This is a genomic window from Oerskovia sp. 140933, from assembly GCF_059651515.1.
The window spans coordinates 12,813-30,621 of sequence record NZ_JAMXIO010000039.1; the positions used below are offsets into that span (position 1 = coordinate 12,813).

A 17,809-nucleotide genomic window follows, 5' to 3' on the forward strand; every position below is an offset into this window, starting at 1 on the left:
GCACCATGACGACCGCTCCAGACCAGCCCGACGCCGGCTCCTCCGCCCTCGAGGGGCCCGACGCACCCCGTGGGACCACCGGACCCGGTGACCCCACGCGACCGACCGAGCCGCCCCGGGAGGCGCGCCGCATCTCGCGGCGAGCCGTCCTGGGGATGGCCGGCGTCGGGCTGGCCGGGGCGGGGCTCGCGGGAGGCTTCCTCGCCGGGAGCGCGACCGCCTCGGCGCGGGACTCCGCGCCGAGCGCAGGTCCTGCCGAGGGCGACGGCGCGTTCGCCTTCACGGGCGAGCACCAGGCCGGGATCACGACCCCGGTCCAGGACAGCCTGCACTTCGCGACCTGGGACGTCACGACCCAGGACCGCGACGAGGTGGTCACGCTGCTGCGCGCGTGGACGCTCGCGGCCTCGCGCATGACGCAGGGCCTGCCCGCCGGGGAGTTCGGGCCCGTGTCCGGACCGTACGACGCGCCGCCGGACGACACGGGCGAGGCCGAGGGCCTGCCCGCCTCCGGGCTGACGATCACGTTCGGGTTCGGCCCCTCGTTCTTCACGGCCGCCGACGGGTCGGCGAGGTTCGGCCTCGACGGGCGCAAGCCCGATCTCCTCGCGGACCTGCCGCACTTCCCGGGCGACATGCTCGAGGACGCGCGCTGCGGCGGCGACCTCGCCGTCCAGGCGTGCGCGAACGACCCGCAGGTCGCGGTCCACGCGATCCGCAACCTCGCGCGCATCGCGTTCGGCACCGCGTCGGTGCGCTGGAGCCAGCTCGGCTACGGGCGCACGTCCTCGACCACGACCGCTCAGCCCACGCCCCGGAACCTGTTCGGCTTCAAGGACGGCACGGCCAACATCACGTCCGAAGAGTCCTCGGCGATCGACGAGCACGTGTGGGTCGCGCCGGGCGACGGGGCCGACTGGCTCGCGGGCGGCTCGTACCTCGTCGCGCGCCGCATCCGCATGACGATCGAGACGTGGGACCGCGCGCCCCTGCGTGAGCAGGAGACCATCGTGGGGCGCACCAAGGGCTCGGGGGCGCCGCTGTCCGGCGGCGAGGAGCGCACCGAGCCCGACTTCGAGGCCGCGGGCCGCGGGGGCGTCCCGCTCATCGACCCGGCGTCCCACGTGCGCCTCGCGCACCCCACGAGCAACGGCGGCGCGCGCATGCTGCGGCGCGGCTACAACTACACGGACGGCTCGGACGGGCTGGGCAGGCTCGACGCGGGGCTGTTCTTCCTCGCGTACGTGCGCGACCCCGCGACCCAGTACGTGCCCATGCAGAACGCCCTCGCCAAGCACGACCTCATGAGCGAGTACCTGCGGCACACGGGCTCCGGGATCTGGGCCGTGCCGCGCGGGATCGCCGAGGGCGCCACGCTGGGCGGGGACGAGGGGGCGTTCGTGGGTCAGGAGCTGTTCGCCTGACCCACCGGCCGGGGGTCATTCCCGGACCCGGCCCGCCTCCTGGACCGCAGGACGGACCAGCTCGCCGTAGGCCTGGAGCGTCTCGTCGTTCGCGTCGTGCTGGAGGTAGAGCGCGAACTGGTCGACGCCGAGCGCCTTGAGCTCGAGCAGCCGCTCGACGTGCCGCGCGGGCGGCCCGACCAGGCAGAACCGGTCCAGGATCTCGTCGCTCACGAACGCGGTGTGCGTGTTCCCTGCGCGCCCGTGCTCGTTGTAGTCGTAGTCGACCCGCCCGGCGACGAAGTCGGTCAGGGCCGCCGGGATTCCCGCACCGGCGGTCTCCCCCGCCCCGTAGCGCGCGACGATCTCCGCGACGTGGTTGCCGACCATGCCCCCGAACCAGCGGCACTGGTCGTAGGCGTGCGCGAGCGAGCGCCCTGCCCCGTCCGCGGGCCCGTCCCCACCCGTGCCCGACGGCGTCTCGTCCGTCACGTACGCGGGTGCGGCCACGCAGATGGTCACCTCGGCCGGGTCGCGGCCGGCCCGCTCGGCGGCCTGGCGCACCGCGTCGATCGACCAGGCCACGATGTCCGGGTCGGCGAGCTGGAGGATGAAGCCGTCCCCGACCTCGCCCGCGAGCGCCAGCGCGCGCGGGCCGTAGGCAGCGACCCAGACGGGGGTGCGGCTGTCGGGGGCCCAGGGCAGGTGCAGGGTCGTGCCGTGGTACTCGACGGACTGCCCTCCGGCGAGCCCCCGGACGGTCGTGACGGCTGCCCGCAGCTCGGCGAGGGTCACGGGCTTGCCGTTGGTCACCCGGACCGCGGAGTCGCCGCGACCGATCCCGCAGACCGTGCGGTTGCCGAACATGTCGTTGAGGGTCGCGAAGAGCGAGGCGGTCACGGTCACGTCGCGCGTCGCGGGGTTGGTGACCATGGGGCCGACGGTCACGCGGTGGGTCGCGGACAGGATCTGGGAGTAGATGACGAACGGTTCCTGCCAGAGCAGGTGGGAGTCGAACGTCCACACGTGGCTGAACCCGTGGAGCTCGGCGCGTCGTGCGAGGTCGACGACGCGCCACGCGGGCGGGTTGGTCTGCAGGACGACGCCCAGGTCGAGGCGGTCGGCCGTGCCGGCGGCGGTCATGGCTGCTCCCGGCCCGTCATCGCAGGTACGCCGAGGTGCTGCGGCGCAGGTACCGCCCGTGCCCGGGGTGCCCGTGGTACTCGCCGTCGGAGACCAGGACCTTGCCGCGTGAGATCACGACGTCGACGTGCCCGTCGATCTCGAACCCCTCCCAGGCGGAGTGGTCCATGTTCATGTGGTGGGTCTTGCGGTTCCCGTGCGCGGTGTCCGTGTCCGAGGTGTACCCGATCGACGTGTGCCCGGCGGGGTCGTAGACCACGACGTCGGCGTCGGCCCCCGGGGCGAGCACTCCCTTGCGGCCACCCAGCCCGAACATGCGCGCCGGCGTCGCGCAGCACAGCTCGACCCAGCGTTCGAGCGAGATCTTCCCGTCGACGACGCCCTGGTAGACGAGGTCGAGGCGGTGCTCGACGCCGCCGATCCCGTTGGGGATCTTGGAGAAGTCGCCGAGCCCGAGCTCCTTCTGCTCCTTCATGCAGAACGGGCAGTGGTCGGTGCTCACCACGGACAGGTCGCCCGTGCGCAGGTAGCGCCACAGCTCGTCCTGGTGGCCCTCGGCCCGCGAGCGCAGCGGGGTCGAGCAGACCCACTTGGCACCCTCGAAGTCGCCCCACTCCTCGCTCCTGGCTCCGAGCTGTTCCTCGAGCGACAGGTACAGGTACTGGGGGCACGTCTCGCCGAACACGTTCCAGCCGTCGTCGCGCGCGCGGGCGAGCGTGGCGACGGCCTGCTTGGCCGACATGTGCACCACGTAGAGCGGGGCGCCCGCGAGCCGCGCGAGCATGATCGCGCGGTGCGTGGCCTCCTCCTCGGTCTCCCACGGGCGCGTGGTGCCGTGGAAGGCCGGGGCCGTGTCGCCGCGGTCGATCGCCTGGCGCACCAGGACGTCGATCGCGATGCCGTTCTCGGCGTGCATCATGACCAGAGACCCGTTGGTCGCGGCCTTCTGCATGGCTCGCAGGATCTGGCCGTCGTCGCTGTAGAAGACCCCGGGGTAGGCCATGAAGAGCTTGAAGCTCGTGATGCCCTCGGTCACGAGCTCGTCCATGGCCTTGAGCGAGTCGTCGTCGACGCCGCCGAGGATCTGGTGGAAGCCGTAGTCGATCGCGCAGCTCCCCTCGGCCTTGGCGAACCAGGCGGCGAGCGAGTCCTGGACCCGCTCCCCGGTGCGCTGGACCGCGAAGTCGACGATCGTCGTCGTGCCTCCCCAGGCCGCGGCGCGCGTCCCGGTCTCGAAGGTGTCCGAGGCGGCCGTGCCGCCGAACGGCAGCTCCATGTGGGTGTGCGGGTCCACGCCGCCCGGGATCACGTACTTGCCGGTCGCGTCGACCACGGTCTCCGCGACCGAGGCGAGGTCCACGCCGAGCGACGTGTCGCCCGGGCGCAGCAGCGCGGCGACCTGCTCGCCGTCGAGCAGGACGTCGGCGCGCGAGCGCCCCGTGGGCCCGACGACGGTGCCTCCCGTGATGAGGGTCAGTGCCATGACGTGCGTCCTCTCGTTCGTCGGTCGGTCCGGCCGGAGCCGGCTCCGGGCGGTCGGAGCGCCTGCTGGGCGCCGCCGTCAGGGCGCCGTCAGCGGTCCGTACGCGTCGGGCCGGCGGTCGCGGTAGAACTGCCAGCGGTTGCGAACCTCGGTCAGCAGGTCGAGGTCGAGGTCACGGACCACGAGCACCTCCTCGTGGTCGTCGGCCGTCCCGCCCACGAACGCGCCCTCGGGGTCCACGAAGTAGCTCGTCCCGTAGAAGTCGTTCGACCCGAGCTCCTCGAACCCGACCCGGTTGATGGCTCCGACGAAGTACTCGTTGGCCACGGCCGCCGCGGGCTGCTCGAGCCGCCACAGGTAGTTCGACAGCCCCCGGCTCGTGGCGCTGGGGTTGAAGACGACGGTCGCTCCCGCGAGGCCCAGCGCCCGCCAGCCCTCGGGGAAGTGCCGGTCGTAGCAGATGTAGACCCCGATCCGCCCGACCGCGGTGTCGAAGACCGGGTACCCCAGGTTGCCGGGGCGGAAGTAGAACTTCTCCCAGAACCCGGGCAGGTGCGGGATGTGGGTCTTGCGGTACTTGCCCAGGTAGCTGCCGTCGGCGTCGATCACGGCCGCGGTGTTGTAGAGGATCCCGGGCTGCTCGAGCTCGTACACGGGCAGCACGACCACGATCCCGAGCTCCTTGGCGAGCGCCGCGAAGCGCTCGGTCGTCGGGCCGGGGACGGACTCGGCGTAGGAGTAGAACGCGGCGTCCTCGACCTGCGGGAAGTAGGGCGCGTTGAACACCTCCTGGAAGCAGATGACCTGCGCCCCCTGGTCGGCGGCCTGGCGGGTGAACCGCTCGTGGGCCGCGACCATGGACTCCTGGTCGCCGGTCCAGCGGACCTGGGTGAGGGCGGCTCGCACGATCATGGGTTCTCCTCGGGTGTGCGGGGCGGGGCGCGGCGTGGGCGGTGACCGTTGTGCTCGGCCGGTGACCCGGGCCGTCCGTGGGCGGAGGGTTCGACGACGTACCGGTCGGCGACGTCGAGCGCCGCGTCAACGACGTCGAGGCCGTGCTCGAGGTCCTCGACGGACGTGATGAGCGGCGGGGCGAGGTGCAGGCGGTTGACCTGCGGGAAGGGCCAGACGCCGCCCGCCGTCACGGCCCGGGTGACCTCGACCATGGGGGCGTTCTGCTCCGCGGTCCCCTGGAACGGCACGAGGCGCTCGCGCGTGGCGGGGTCTCGGACGAGCTCGATCGCCCAGAGGAAGCCGAGCCCGCGCACCTCGCCCACGCTGGGGTGCCGCGACGCCATGTCACGCAGCCGCGCTCCCAGGACCCGCTCGCCGAGCGAGCGCACCCGGTCGAGGATGCCCTGCTCCTCGAACACGTGGATGCTCGCGACACCGGGCGCGCACGCGAGGGGGTGCCCCGAGTAGGTGAGCCCGCCGGGGAACGCCGCGTGGTCGAAGCTCGCGGCGACGCGTTCCGCGATGAGCACGCCGCCGAGCGGCACGTACCCCGAGTTGACGCCCTTGGCGAAGACGACGAGGTCCGGCACCACGCCCCAGTGGTCGACGGCGAACCACTCCCCCACGCGCCCGAACCCGACCATGACCTCGTCGGCGACGAACAGGATCCCGTGCTCGTCGCACAGCTCGCGGACCCCGGCGAGGTAGCCGTCGGGCGGGACGAGCACCCCGTTCGTGCCCACGACGGTCTCGAGCAGGATCGCGGCGATCGTCGCGGGCCCCTCGAGCTCGACGACCTCGCGCAGGTGCCGCAGCGCCGCGCCGCACTCCTGGGCGTCGGTCGTGGCCCCGAACGACGAGCGGTAGGTGAACGGCCCGAAGAAGTGCCGCACACCGGGGTCGACCTCGTTGGGCCAGCGGCGCGGGTCGCCCGTGGCGCTCACGGCCGTGCCGGTGTTGCCGTGGTAGGAGCGGTAGGCGGCCAGGACCTTCTGCCGGCCCGTGTGGCGCCGGGCGAGCCGCACCGCGTTCTCGACCGCGTCGGCCCCGCCGTTGGTGAAGAACACGCGGTTCAGCCCGCCGTCGGCCCCGCCCGGGGCGCGCTCGACGATCAGCCGCGCGAGCTCGCTGCGCACCGGGTTCGCGAACGACGGCGCGATCGTCGCCAGCCGTCCGGCCTGGGCCTGGACGGCACCCACGAGCACGGGGTGCTGGTGCCCCAGGTTGAGGTTGATGAGCTGCGACGCGAAGTCCAGGTAGCGGCGCCCGTCGGTGTCCCAGAACCAGGCTCCCTCGCCGCCCGCGACCGTCACGGGCCGGACGAGCTCCTGCGCCGACCACGAGTAGAAGACGTGGGCGTCGTCGCGCTCGCTGCGCGCCGTCCCGCCCGCGGTGTCCGCCATCAGGTCCTCACCACCCTTCGTCCGGGCCCGTCGCTCACCGCGTCCGCGGGAAGCCGAGGTCGATGCTGCTGGTCGCGGGGTCCGGCCACCGCGAGGTGACGACCTTGGTGCGGGTCGCGAAGTGGATGCCCTCGGGCCCGTACATGTGGGAGTCCCCGAACAGCGAGCCCTTCCACCCGCCGAACGAGTAGTAGCCGACGGGCACCGGGATGGGGACGTTGACGCCGATCATCCCGGCCTGCGCCTCGACCTCGAACCGGCGGGCCGCGCCCCCGTCGCGGGTGAAGATCGCGGCCCCGTTGCCGTAGGGGTTCTCGTTGACGAGCCGCAGGGCGTCGTCGAACGCCTCGACGCGCACGACCGAGAGGACGGGCCCGAAGACCTCCTCGCGGTACACGGTGTGCTCGGGCCGCACGTGGTCCACGAGGCTCGGACGCAGGAAGAACCCGCCGCTGGTGTCCTCGCCGCCCGGCCCCGGCCCGACGGGCGGGCCGTCGCGTCCGTCCACGACGAGGCGCGCGCCCTCCTCGAGAGCGCTGCCCACGCGCGCCGCGACACGGTCCCGGTGCTCGGCCGTGATGAGCGGCCCCATCTGGGAGGCGGGGTCGTTCCCGGGCCCGACGACGAGCCCCAGCACACGCACGCGGATCGCCTCGACCAGGGCGTCGGCCACGTCGCCGACCGCGACCACGACCGAGATCGCCATGCACCGCTCCCCCGCCGACCCGTACCCCGCCGAGACCGCAGCGTCCGCCGCGGCGTCGAGCTCGGCGTCGGGCAGGACGACGAGGTGGTTCTTCGCCCCACCGAGGGCCTGGACACGCTTGCCGTGGCGCGTGCCCGTCTCGTACACGTGACGTGCGACGGGGGTCGAGCCGACGAAGCTGACCGCGGCGACGTCGGGGTGCTCGAGGAGCCGGTCGACCGCGACCCGGTCGCCCTGGACCACGTTGACGACCCCGTCGGGCAGCCCGGCCTCGGACAGGAGGCGCGCGACGAGCAACGAGGCCGACGGGTCGCGCTCGCTCGGCTTGAGCACGAACGTGTTGCCGCACGCGATCGCCGTCGGGATCATCCACAGCGGCACCATGAACGGGAAGTTGAACGGGGTGATGCCTGCCATGACCCCCAGCGGCTGCCTCACCTCGTGCACGTCGACCCCCGTCGAGACCTGCTGGCTGAAGCCGCCCTTGAGCAGGTGCGGGATCCCGGCGGCGAACTCGACGTTCTCCAGGGCGCGCGCCACCTCGCCCTGGGCGTCGCTCACGACCTTGCCGTGCTCGGCCGAGACCAGGTGCGCGATCTCGTCGCGGTGCGAGCGCAGGAGCTCGTGGAACGCGAAGAGGATCTCGACGCGACGCGACAGCCCCGTCCGGGACCAGCCGGGGAAGGCCGCGAGCGCCGCGGCGACGGCGGCGTCCACGTCCGCTGCCGAGGCGAGCGCCACGCGCCCCGTGACGCGGCCGGTCGACGGGTCGTGGACGGGACCGTACCGGTCGGCGTCGTCCACCCGTCGGCCCCCGACGACGTGGCCGACCACCCCGGGGTCCTGCACGGGGGTGCTGCTCGTCATGCTGGCCTCCCTCCCGGGCACGGCACGGTGAGCGGCGGCCCGGGTCGTCGACGACTGAGTCTCAGTGTGGCACGAGCGACCCGTTCATGTGAGGTCGGTCATAGTCGGCCGGTGTGTCGGTCGGGTGAAGCCACCCGTCGCGCCGTGTGCGTCCCGTGCGCCACTGTCGCAGCGCCACCGGCCCCGGGTACGGTCGGGCCGTGACCGACGAGCACCGCACGAACGACCCCGACCCCGGCGACCGCCGATCCCCGACCGGCCCCCCTCCCACCGGGCGCGAGGCCGACCCCGCCCGGCCCCTCACCCGCGCCGAGCGCCGCGCCGCCGAGCAGGCCGCGCTCGAGCGCCAGGCGGACTCGTCGTGGCAGCCGTCCCCCTCGACCGGGACGCTGCCGGTCTCCCGCCCCCGGACCGCGGCGCTGCCCCTGCCCGGGACGCCCACCGTCGGCCCGCCCGCGACCGCCGGCGCAGCCGGCCGGGTCACGGCACGCACCACGGCGGTCCGGGCGGACACCGGCACCGGGCCGGCACAGGACACCGTGGCCACCGCCCGGGAACAGGCACCGGCGGGTGCCGCCGCGTGGGAGCGGGTCGAGGTGCCGACCGAGACTCCGACGCCGGTGCCGGTCTCCGCGTGGCGCGAGCGCGCGGCACGCTTCGCCCTGGCCCAGCCCGCCAAGGGTGGCGCGACCCCGCCCGCCGAGCACGCCGCACCGGCCACCCCCGCCGTCGCGGCCGCGGCCGAGCGCCCGGCCGCCCCCGCAGTCGCCGTCGGCGCCGTCGGCCCCGTCACGGCCCCGGCGGCCACCCCCCTCGTCGCCCCCACGCCGACCGGCGCCGCCCCCGGGGCCCTGGCCACCCCCGATGCGGTCGCGCCCCTGCCCGCCCCCGGCTCCGGCTCCGGCTCCGGCTCCGCGACGCCGTTCCCCACGAGGCGCCAGCTCTCCCACGCGGCCCGCCACGTGACCCGGCTCGGCCGCGGCAACGCCGCCCGCCTGCTCCTGCTCACCGTGGTCACGGCGCTCGCGGTCGAGATGATCCGGGCGAGCGGCCCCCTGCTGGACCGTGCCTTCTCCGCGGGCGTGGTCGTCGCCGCCGGGACCGCCCTGGTCACCTACGCGGCACCGGCGCTCGCGGTGACGATCATCGCGGCCCGGCTCCCGATCTCCGGCCGGGTCACGCTCGGCGCCGTCCTGGCCCTCGTGGCATGGCGCCTGGGGCTGCAGGGCCTCGGCATCGCGGCCGGGTCCGAGGGGACGCTCGGCTCCGCCCGCTACGGGCTGGGGCTCGGCGGTACGGCCCTCGCGGTGGCCACCCTCGTCATCGTGGCCGGCTTCGTGAGCGGCGTCCGTCCCGTCCCGGGGGACGACTCCCCCGAGAGGGTCGGCGGCGCGTGGTCGCCGCTCGCGAACGGACGCATGGTCGCGCTGGGCGTCGCACTGGGCGTCCTCGGTGCCGCGGGCGTGAGCCTGCTGTACGGCACGTGGGACGCCTACTGGCGCACGGGCCTGCTCGCCTGGGCGGGCCCACTCGCCCTCGGCGGCCTCGCCGTGGTCGCGGCGTGGCTGCTGCGCCGCGACACGGCCGCGCCCGGGGCCCGCGGTCTCTGGGTGCTCGGCCCGTACCTCGCGCTGGGCATCATGGTGTTCGGCAACCCGGCCTTCGTCTCCGCGCAGACGGGCCTCCCCCTGACCGTGGCTGCCGGAGGCGTCGCGGTCGCCGCGCTGCTGGTCGGCCTGACCACCGTCCGGGGGACCGCACGGTCCAGCCGACCGGGCGGCAGCGCCGTCCTCGCGCTGCTGGGCAGGGTGGCCGACCTCGTGGCCATGCTCGCCGTGACGGTCGTCGTGTTCGTGCTGCCGGGCCGGACGGAGGAGGTCGACGGGTTCCTCTCCTGGGCCCTCCTGATCTGCGTCGTCGGCCTGGCGGTCGCCTCGACCGACGCCGTCGTGCACGCCCTGACCCGGCCTGCCCGGGACATCGGCTGGCTGCGCCTGGCCGGGGCGAGCACCGCCGTCGGGCTGGGGCTGATCCTCCCCCTGCTGGTCTACCAGCTCGACTACGACGTGCCCCTGCCCGTGCCGAACGCCGTGGTGCCGGTCGTGGTCGCGCTCGTGCTGGCGCTCGCCGGGCTGCGCCGCACGCCGCCGCTCCCTGCGGCCGCGGCGGGCACCGCGGCCGCCGCGCGCGTCGCGCCGCCGAGCGTGCGGGTGGCCCTCCCGGTGGTCGCCGGCGTCGCGGTCCTGGCCGCGGGCGGGGTCGTCGTGCAGTCGATCGACCTGCCCGACGACGCCCCGGCAGCCGCGACGAGCACCGAGCAGGGACTCGTCGTCCTCGACTGGAACCTGCACTACGGGGTCAGCGCGACGCCGTCGGTCGAGCTCGACCAGGTCGCCGCGACGATCCGGGGATCGGGCGCCCAGGTCGTGGCCCTCCAGGAGGTCTCGCGGGGCTGGGTGCTGGGCGGTGGCGTGGACATGGCGACCTACCTCGCCCGCGCCACCGACATGGAGGTCGTGTTCGTCGGCGCGGCCGACCGGCAGTTCGGGAACGCGATCCTGTGGGACCCCGCGAGCGTCACCGTGGCCGACGTCTCGCGGCTCGCACTGCCCTACGGCGCCGGGCCCCAGTACCGGTCGGCGATCTCCGCGACCGTGACACCCGTCGACGGGTCCGACGCGACCTGGTCCGAGGGCGTGCGCGTGACCTCGGTGCACCTGCAGCACCGTCGCGAGAACACTCCCACCCGGCTCGACCAGCTCGACGCCCTCTTCGCCGCCGAACCGGTCGACGGGCCGTTCGTGCTCGCCGGCGACCTCAACGCCGAGCCCGGCTGGGAGGAGATCGACCTGGTCGAGTCCCGGGGTCTGCTCAGCGGGCAGGACGACGCAGGGAACGCGGACGACCTCACGTCCCCCGCCACGGCGCCGCGCCACCGGATCGACTGGGTCTTCGGCTCGGGACTCGCCTTCGAGCGCTTCCAGGTCCTCGACGACGTCTCGTCGGACCACCGCCCGCTCGTGGCCGTCGTCCGGCCCGGGGAGGAGAAGGAGGCGGCCGCCCCGGAGACCACGGGCTGACCGGGCTGACCGGGCAGCCCGGGCAGCCCGGGCAGCCCGGACTCAGCGCGCAGCGCGCAAGGCCTCGCCGATCACCCGGGCGGCCTCGGGAAAGCGGTCCGGGTCAGGACCGGCATAGCTCAGCCGGACGCAGGGTCCCGGGGCCTCGGCGGGGAACCACTCCCCGCCCGGGGCGACGAGCACGCCGCGGGCCTCGCACTCCCGCACGAGCAGGTCGAGGTCGGTCCCGTCCGGCAGGCGCAGCCACAGGTTCAGCCCACCGGCCGGCACGCGGTCCAGGGTGGCCTCGGGGACGTGCTCACGCAACGCCTCGGCGAGCAGGTCACGGCGCGCTCGGAGCCGGGGGCGGACGCCACGCAGGTGGCTGCGCCAGGCGGGCTGGGTCACGACGTCGAGCGCAGCCGCCTGCAGGAGCCCGCTGACGTACATCGAGGTGGCTCCGAGGTCCGCCTGGATGCGGTCGCGTGCAGGGCCCCGGGCGACCACGGCCGCGACCCGCAGCGCGGGCGAGACGCTCTTGGTGAGCGAGCGCAGGTAGATCACGTGCCCGTCGTCGTCGTACGCGGCGACCGGGCGAGGATCGGTGTCGATCGCCAGGTCGTGCGCCCAGTCGTCCTCGACGAGGAACGCGCCGTGCCGGCGGACGACGTCGAGCACGTCGCGGCCGAGCCGTGCGGACCACTGCGCCCCGGTCGGGTTGGCGTAGGTGGGCTGGGCGTAGAACGCTCGGGCACCGCTCGACCCGAGAGCGCGGTCGACGTCGTCGGGGTCGGGTCCGTGCGGCCCGGAAGGGACCGGGACCAGGGTGACGCCCGCCTGGGCCGCGGCGAGGATCGCCCCCCAGTAGGTCGGGGACTCGATCACGAGGGGCCGACCGGCACCGACCACGGCCCGGAAGATCGAGCTCAGGCCGCTCTGGCTGCCCGGGAGGACCAGGACGTCGCGGGCCGTCGCGGGCGTCACGCCGACCGGCGCGGAGGCCGCGAGCTCGGTCGCGAACCACGACCGGAGCTCCGGCAGGCCCGCGACCGGGGCTCGGGTCAGGGCGGCGTCCGTCCGGGAGGCGCGCGAGGTCGCCGCCCGGACGAGCCGCTCGGGGAGCAGGTCGCGGTCGGGGTACCCGGAGTGCAGGCCGATGGTGTCGGGGGCCGCGGTGCGCTGCGTCCCGGACAGCCGCGTGGCGCGTCCGTGCGGAGCCCCCAGGGCTGCCGTCTGCCACGCGTGGTCGACGGGCCGTGGGGTCCGCACGAGCCGGGTGAACGTCCCGACGCCCGGTCGGGTCTCGGCGAGCCCGAGCGCGACCAGGGTCCGGATCGCCCTGGCCACCGTGACCGGGCTCGCGCCGTGCTCCGCGCTCAGGGCGCGGCTCGACGGGAGCTGCGCGCCGGGTGGGGCGTCGTCGATCCACCGCCGGAGCGCTGCCACGATGCGACCACTGCTATCGTCGTTCATGAGAGAACACAGTAGCGCTATCGGTCAGAAGCGCCCTGCGCTATCCCGCCTGCCCGGCCTCTGGTGGGGGTTCCTGGGCGTCGTGGCCTTCTCGTTCACGGTGCCGTTCACGAGGGTCGCCGTCGATGGCCTGCCACCGCTGTTCGTGGGCTCGGCCCGCGCGGTGGTGGCCGCGCTCCTCGCCGCAGCCGCCCTGGCGACGACCCGCCAGCGCCTCCCCCGCGGCTCGCAGTGGGCACGCCTGGCGGTCGTCGCGGCCGGCGTGGTCGTCGGGTTCCCGCTCCTGACCTCCTACGCGCTCCAGACCGCGTCGGCGAGCCACGGCGCGGTCGTCGTCGCCCTACTGCCGGCCGCGACGGCCGTCGCGGTCGTGCTCCGCACCGACGAACGGCCGGCGGGCTCCTTCTGGGCCTTCGCCACCGTCGGCGCCGCCGCGGCCGTCCTCTTCGCGGCGATCCAGGGCAGCGGCGCTCTCGCCCTGCGATGGTCCGACCTGCTGCTGTTCGGTGCGGTCGTGGCCGCCGCGGCGGGATACGCCGAGGGCGGCCTGCTCGCCCGCGAGCTCGGCTCGTGGCAGACGGTGTCGTGGGCGCTCGTGCTCGCCGCACCCCTGATGCTCGTGCTCACGGTCCGATCGGTCGCGGACCTCGTGCCCGTCGGGACCCCGGCACAGTGGGCCGCGTTCGCCTACCTGGGGGTGGTGAGCATGTTCCTCGGCTTCTTCGCGTGGTACCGCGGTCTCGCGATCGGCCCCATGGCCCACGTCAGCCAGGTGCAGCTCGTCCAGCCGGTGCTGACCATCACGTGGGCCGCGCTCCTGCTGGGCGAACCCCTCAACTGGCAGACCGTCGCGGGAGGCCTCGCGGTCGTGCTGTGCGCGGGCCTCGCCGTCCGCACCCGCCTGGGCCGGTCGGGCGACCGGTCGCACCGGCGTCCCGCGCGCCCCCGCCGGGGCAGCCGGTCGGCCCGACGCCTCGACGGACCGACGGCGCCTGCGCCTCAGTCCTCGCGGTGGTGGAGCATGCGAGCGACCTCCGCGATCGACCCCGACAGCGACGGGTAGACCGTGAAGGCCTCGGCGACGTCGTCGACCGTGAGACGGTGCGCGACCGCGAGCGTGATGGGGAAGATGAGCTCGCTCGCGCGCGGGGCGACGACCACGCCGCCCAGGACGACGCTCGCCTCGGGGTGCGCGAACAGCTTGACGAACCCGTCGCGCATGCCGAGCATCTTCGCGCGCGGGTTGCGGGCCAGCGGCAGGGTCGTGGTCACGTACCGCGACCCCTGCTCCTTGAGCTTCTCCTCGCCGTACCCGACGGTCGCGATCTCGGGGGCCGTGAAGATGTTCGCCGCGACCGTGCGCAGCTTGATGGGGCTCACCGCGTCACCCAGCGCGTGCGACATGGCCACGCGACCCTGCATCGCCGCGACCGAGGCGAGCGGCAGGATGCCCGTGCAGTCACCGGCCGCGTAGATGCCGCGCACCGAGGTGCGCGAGACCTTGTCGACCTGCACGTGACCGCCCGGGGTCAGGCGGACTCCCGCCTCCTCGAGCCCGATGCCCGCGGTCGAGGGGATGGACCCGACCGCGAGGAGCACGTGCGATCCCTTGACCACCCGCCCGTCGGCGAGCGTGACCTCGACGCCCTCCTCGGTGCGGACCGCGGCCTCGGCGCGCGTGCGGGACATGACGGTCATGCCGCGCGAGCGGAAGACTCCCTCGATGAGCTCGGCCGCGTCGGCGTCCTCGCCCGGCAGCACGCGGTCCCGGCTCGAGACGAGCACGACGTCCGACCCGAGCGCGTTGTAGGCCCCCGCGAACTCGGCGCCCGTGACGCCGGACCCCACGACGATCAGGCGCTCGGGGAGCTCCTTGAGGTTGTAGAGCTGGGTCCACGTGAGGATGCGCTCACCGTCCGGGACGGCGGTCGGCAGGACGCGCGGGGTCGCGCCGAGCGCGAGGAGGATCACGTCGGCCTCGACCAGCACCTCCTCCGCGTCCTCCTGGAGCGTGACGTGCACGCGCGACGGCCCGTCGAGCCGGCCCTGGCCGAGCAGCACGCGCACTCCCTCGCGCTCGAGGCGTGCGTGGATGTCGGCGGACTGTGCGGCCGCGAGCGCCATGACGCGCGTGTTGACGGCGTCGAGGTCGACCATGTGGCGGCGCATCGCGGGGTGCGCGGCCTTCGCGGTGTCCACGGGGAGCCGGATGCCGAGGTCGGCGGCACGGTCGGCGATCGTCATCCAGTCGGCGGTCGCGATGAGGGTCTTGGAGGGGACCACGTCGGTGAGGACGGCGGCACCGCCGAGCCCCTGGCGCTCGACGACCGTGACGTCGGCGCCGAGCCGTCGGGCGACGAGAGCCGCCTCGTAGCCTCCGGGTCCACCGCCCAGGATCACGATGCGGGTGGCCTGCAGGTCGGGGTTCTCGTTCGTCACGGGTGCCATTCTGTCAGCATCCGAGGAGGTTTCGTGTCAGCATGCGGACAAGCCGACCGGCCGGGGCGACGACGGGCGTTCCGGGCGGCGCGGGGCCTCAGAACGGTTAGCCTCGTCCTATGACGACGACCTTGTCTCTCGACGACCCCACGACCGACCCGTTCCTCGTGGCCCGCGCCGCTGCGGACCACATCGCCGAAGCCACCGGGATCGAGGGCCACGACGTCGCCCTCGTGCTCGGTTCGGGCTGGGGCGGGGCGGCCGAGCTCCTGGGCGACGTCGTCGCGGAGATCCCCACGAACGAGATCCCCGGGTTCTCGAAGCCCGCGGTCGCGGGCCACGTCGCGACGACGCGCTCGATCCGCATCGAGCGGGCCGACGGCTCGGTCCGCCACGCACTGGTGCTCGGCTCGCGCACCCACCTGTACGAGGGCAAGGGCGTGCGCCACGTCGTGCACGGGGTGCGTACCGCGGCCGCGACCGGCGCGCAGACCGTGATCCTGACGAACGGCTGCGGCGGTCTCAACCTCGACCACGGTCCGGGCACCCCGGTGCTCATCCGGGACCACATCAACCTCACGGCGACGTCCCCGCTCGAGGGCGCGACGTTCGTCGACCTGACGGACCTGTACTCCCCGCGCCTGCGCGACCTGGCGCGGTCCGTCGACGGGTCGCTCGGGGAGGGCGTGTACGCCCAGTTCCCCGGCCCGCACTACGAGACCCCCGCCGAGGTCCGCATGGCTGGCATCCTGGGTGCGGACCTGGTCGGCATGTCGACCACGCTCGAGGCCATCGCCGCGCGGCACGCGGGGCTCGAGGTCCTGGGCATCTCGTTGGTGACGAACCTTGCCGCGGGCATCAGCCCGACGCCGCTCTCGCACGGCGAGGTCATCGAGGCGGGCCAGGCGGCCGGCCCCCGGATCAGCTCCTTGCTCGCCGAGATCGCGAAGCTGGTGTGACATGACGAACCGACCCGACTACCTCGACGTGGACGACCCCGGCTACGAGTCGGGGCAGGACCACGCGACCTTCCTGGAGCAGGTCGAGGCCTGGATCGAGGCGGACCCCGAGCCGCGCGACCAGGCCGAGCTGCGCACGCTCCTGGCCGAGGCCGACTCCCCCGACCCGCGCGACCACGAGCTGCGCGCCCGCGCCCGGGCGGAGCTGCGTGACCGCTTCGCCGGCACCCTGCAGTTCGGCACGGCGGGGCTGCGCGGCGAGATGGCCGCGGGCCCCAACCGCATGAACCGGGCCGTGGTCATCCGGGCTGCGGCGGGCCTCGCGTCGTTCCTGCGGGACGCCCTCCCGGGGCAGACGCCCCGGGTGGTGATCGGGTACGACGCCCGCCACCACTCGCACACGTTCGCGCTCGACAGCGCGGCGGTGTTCACGGCCGCGGGCCTCGAGGCGTCGATCCTGCCCTCCCCGCTGCCGACGCCCGTGCTCGCGTACGCGGTGCGCCACCTGGGCACCGACGCGGGCGTCATGGTGACCGCGAGCCACAACCCGCCCGCGGACAACGGGTACAAGGTGTACCTCGGTGGGCGCGTGGTCACGGACTCCGGGCAGGGCGCCCAGATCGTCCCCCCGTACGACGCCGAGATCGCGGCCGCGATCGATCGCGCGCCCGTGGCCGCGCGCGTCCCGCGCGCGACGGACGGCTGGACGGTCCTCGGGCGCGATCTCGCGCTCGGCTACGTCGAGTCGGTGGGCCGGTTGTCCGACGGCGCCGCGCGCGACCTGCGCATCGTCGCGACCCCGCTGCACGGCGTGGGTGGGGAGGTGCTCGACCGGGTCCTGAAGGATGCGGGGTTCACCGACGTCATCAGCGTCGCGGAGCAGTTCGAGGCGAACCCGCTGTTCCCCACGGTGGCTTTCCCCAACCCGGAGGAGCCGGGGGCGATCGACCTCGCGCTCGCCTACGCGCAGGACGCCAAGGCGGACCTCGTGATCGCGAACGACCCCGACGCGGATCGCTGCGCGCTCGCGGTGTACGACCCTCGTGTCGGGACGTACCAGGGGGCGGAGACCGCCCGCTCGAACGGGTGGCGCATGCTGCACGGCGACGAGGTGGGTTCGCTGCTGGGTGAGGAGATCGGCAGGCGCGCGACGCCCGGCGGGGCCGGGGGCACCGACGGAGCGCCCCCGTTCTTCGCGAGCTCGATCGTGTCCTCGCGGCTGCTGCGCAAGATCGCCGAGAGCCACGGCCTGGGCTACTCCGCGACGCTCACGGGGTTCAAGTGGATCTCACGCGTCGACGGCCTGGTCTACGGCTACGAGGAGGCGCTCGGCTACTGCGTCGACCCGCAGGACGTGCGCGACAAGGACGGCATCAGCGCGGCCCTCCTCCTCGCGCAGCTCGCGAACCGGCTCAAGGCCGAGGGGCGCACGCTCGTCGACGCCCTGGACGACCTCGCGCGCGCTCACGGCCTGCACGTGACCGACCAGCTCTCGGCCCGGTTCACGGACCTCGACGAGATCCCGGCCGCCATGTCGCGCCTGCGCGCGGCTCCCCCGCGAACCCTCGCAGGCTCGGGGGTGTCCGAGGTCCTCGACCTGTCCGAGGGGCTCGACGGCCTGCCCCCGACCGACGGCGTGCGGCTGCTGTCGGCGGACGGGACGCGGGTCATCGTGCGCCCCAGCGGCACCGAGCCCAAGGTCAAGTGCTATCTCGAGGTCATCGTCCCGGTCGCCCCGGACGCGAGCTACGACGACCTCACGGCAGCCCGGGCCTTCGCCCGGACGCGTCTCGACCAGGTCCGCGCGGACGTCGCGGCGGCGCTCGGGATCTGACCGGGTCGGTCCGCCCGCGGTCGCGACAGCGACCGTCCCGTTCGGCCGACCGTGCGACGCAGGCCGTCGCCCCGCTCCCCGGGAGC

At 74.4% G+C, this 17,809-nt stretch carries 12 protein-coding genes; 5 read left to right on the forward strand and 7 right to left on the reverse strand.

Annotation, left to right across the window (positions count from 1 at the left end):
- Window positions 1-5 precede the first annotated feature (5 nt).
- Window positions 6-1,424: an iron uptake transporter deferrochelatase/peroxidase subunit gene (efeB, locus tag NHG27_RS16500; RefSeq protein WP_497017015.1), complete on the forward strand. Its 1,419-nt coding sequence runs from the start codon at window positions 6-8 to the stop codon at window positions 1,422-1,424.
- Between the two features lie 15 nt (window positions 1,425-1,439).
- Here the strand turns inward: efeB and NHG27_RS16505 are convergent, their stop codons facing one another.
- From NHG27_RS16505 to NHG27_RS16525, 5 genes are all read right to left on the reverse strand, one after another.
- Window positions 1,440-2,546: a TIGR03842 family LLM class F420-dependent oxidoreductase gene (locus tag NHG27_RS16505; RefSeq protein WP_193719341.1), complete on the reverse strand. Its 1,107-nt coding sequence runs from the start codon at window positions 2,544-2,546 to the stop codon at window positions 1,440-1,442.
- 16 nt (window positions 2,547-2,562) lie between these two features.
- Window positions 2,563-4,029 (reverse strand): dihydropyrimidinase, encoded by a 1,467-nt coding sequence (gene hydA, locus NHG27_RS16510; protein WP_497017016.1) that lies wholly within the window; start codon window positions 4,027-4,029, stop codon window positions 2,563-2,565.
- A 78-nt stretch (window positions 4,030-4,107) separates the two neighbouring features.
- Window positions 4,108-4,941, reverse strand: a complete 834-nt coding sequence (locus NHG27_RS16515; protein ID WP_497017017.1) for a nitrilase-related carbon-nitrogen hydrolase — start codon at window positions 4,939-4,941, stop codon at window positions 4,108-4,110.
- Complete coding sequence (locus tag NHG27_RS16520) at window positions 4,938-6,386, reverse strand: aspartate aminotransferase family protein (RefSeq protein WP_497017018.1); 1,449 nt, start codon at window positions 6,384-6,386, stop codon at window positions 4,938-4,940. The genes NHG27_RS16515 and NHG27_RS16520 overlap by 4 nt, the downstream gene beginning before the upstream one ends.
- 34 nt (window positions 6,387-6,420) lie before the next feature.
- Window positions 6,421-7,959: a CoA-acylating methylmalonate-semialdehyde dehydrogenase gene (locus tag NHG27_RS16525; RefSeq protein ID WP_497017019.1), complete on the reverse strand. Its 1,539-nt coding sequence runs from the start codon at window positions 7,957-7,959 to the stop codon at window positions 6,421-6,423.
- 200 nt (window positions 7,960-8,159) lie between these two features.
- On the opposite strand from NHG27_RS16525, the gene NHG27_RS16530 reads away from it, so the two are divergent.
- Window positions 8,160-11,039, forward strand: coding sequence for an endonuclease/exonuclease/phosphatase family protein (locus tag NHG27_RS16530; protein WP_497017020.1), 2,880 nt, complete (start codon window positions 8,160-8,162; stop codon window positions 11,037-11,039).
- Window positions 11,040-11,081: 42 nt separating this feature from the next.
- Here NHG27_RS16530 and NHG27_RS16535 read toward each other — a convergent pair whose 3' ends face one another.
- Window positions 11,082-12,491: an aminotransferase-like domain-containing protein gene (locus tag NHG27_RS16535; RefSeq protein ID WP_497017021.1), complete on the reverse strand. Its 1,410-nt coding sequence runs from the start codon at window positions 12,489-12,491 to the stop codon at window positions 11,082-11,084.
- Here NHG27_RS16535 and NHG27_RS16540 point away from each other — a divergent pair.
- Window positions 12,490-13,554 carry a DMT family transporter gene (locus tag NHG27_RS16540; RefSeq protein WP_497017022.1) on the forward strand — a complete coding sequence of 355 codons (1,065 nt, stop codon included), beginning with the start codon at window positions 12,490-12,492 and terminating at the stop codon, window positions 13,552-13,554. The genes NHG27_RS16535 and NHG27_RS16540 overlap by 2 nt on opposite strands.
- On the opposite strand, the gene NHG27_RS16545 is transcribed toward NHG27_RS16540, so the two are convergent.
- The gene (locus tag NHG27_RS16545; RefSeq protein WP_407671858.1) at window positions 13,491-14,930 is read right to left on the reverse strand and encodes an NAD(P)H-quinone dehydrogenase; all 1,440 of its coding nucleotides are present in this window, start codon (window positions 14,928-14,930) and stop codon (window positions 13,491-13,493) included. The two genes, NHG27_RS16540 and NHG27_RS16545, sit on opposite strands and share 64 nt — an antisense overlap.
- 119 nt (window positions 14,931-15,049) lie before the next feature.
- Between NHG27_RS16545 and NHG27_RS16550 the strand changes: the two genes are divergently transcribed.
- Together NHG27_RS16550 and NHG27_RS16555 are read left to right on the forward strand one after the other, a co-directional pair.
- On the forward strand, window positions 15,050-15,889 hold the full coding sequence (locus NHG27_RS16550) for a purine-nucleoside phosphorylase (protein ID WP_193719348.1): 840 nt from the start codon (window positions 15,050-15,052) through the stop codon (window positions 15,887-15,889).
- A 1-nt stretch (window position 15,890) separates the two neighbouring features.
- Entirely contained in the window at window positions 15,891-17,723 is a 1,833-nt protein-coding gene (locus tag NHG27_RS16555; protein ID WP_193719349.1) for a phospho-sugar mutase, read from the forward strand.
- Window positions 17,724-17,809: the final 86 nt, after the last annotated feature.

What these genes read in the sequence shown, in the direction of transcription:
- NHG27_RS16525 (WP_497017019.1), bottom strand. Translation starts at nt 7,959, where the DNA reads ATGACGAGCAGCACCCCCGTGCAGGACCCCGGGGTGGTCGGCCACGTC.
- NHG27_RS16555 (WP_193719349.1), top strand. Translation starts at nt 15,891, where the DNA reads ATGACGAACCGACCCGACTACCTCGACGTGGACGACCCCGGCTACGAG.
- NHG27_RS16540 (WP_497017022.1), top strand. Translation starts at nt 12,490, where the DNA reads ATGAGAGAACACAGTAGCGCTATCGGTCAGAAGCGCCCTGCGCTATCC.
- NHG27_RS16505 (WP_193719341.1), bottom strand. Translation starts at nt 2,546, where the DNA reads ATGACCGCCGCCGGCACGGCCGACCGCCTCGACCTGGGCGTCGTCCTG.
- NHG27_RS16535 (WP_497017021.1), bottom strand. Translation starts at nt 12,491, where the DNA reads ATGAACGACGATAGCAGTGGTCGCATCGTGGCAGCGCTCCGGCGGTGG.
- NHG27_RS16515 (WP_497017017.1), bottom strand. Translation starts at nt 4,941, where the DNA reads ATGATCGTGCGAGCCGCCCTCACCCAGGTCCGCTGGACCGGCGACCAG.
- efeB (WP_497017015.1), top strand. Translation starts at nt 6, where the DNA reads ATGACGACCGCTCCAGACCAGCCCGACGCCGGCTCCTCCGCCCTCGAG.
- NHG27_RS16550 (WP_193719348.1), top strand. Translation starts at nt 15,050, where the DNA reads ATGACGACGACCTTGTCTCTCGACGACCCCACGACCGACCCGTTCCTC.
- NHG27_RS16520 (WP_497017018.1), bottom strand. Translation starts at nt 6,386, where the DNA reads ATGGCGGACACCGCGGGCGGGACGGCGCGCAGCGAGCGCGACGACGCC.
- hydA (WP_497017016.1), bottom strand. Translation starts at nt 4,029, where the DNA reads ATGGCACTGACCCTCATCACGGGAGGCACCGTCGTCGGGCCCACGGGG.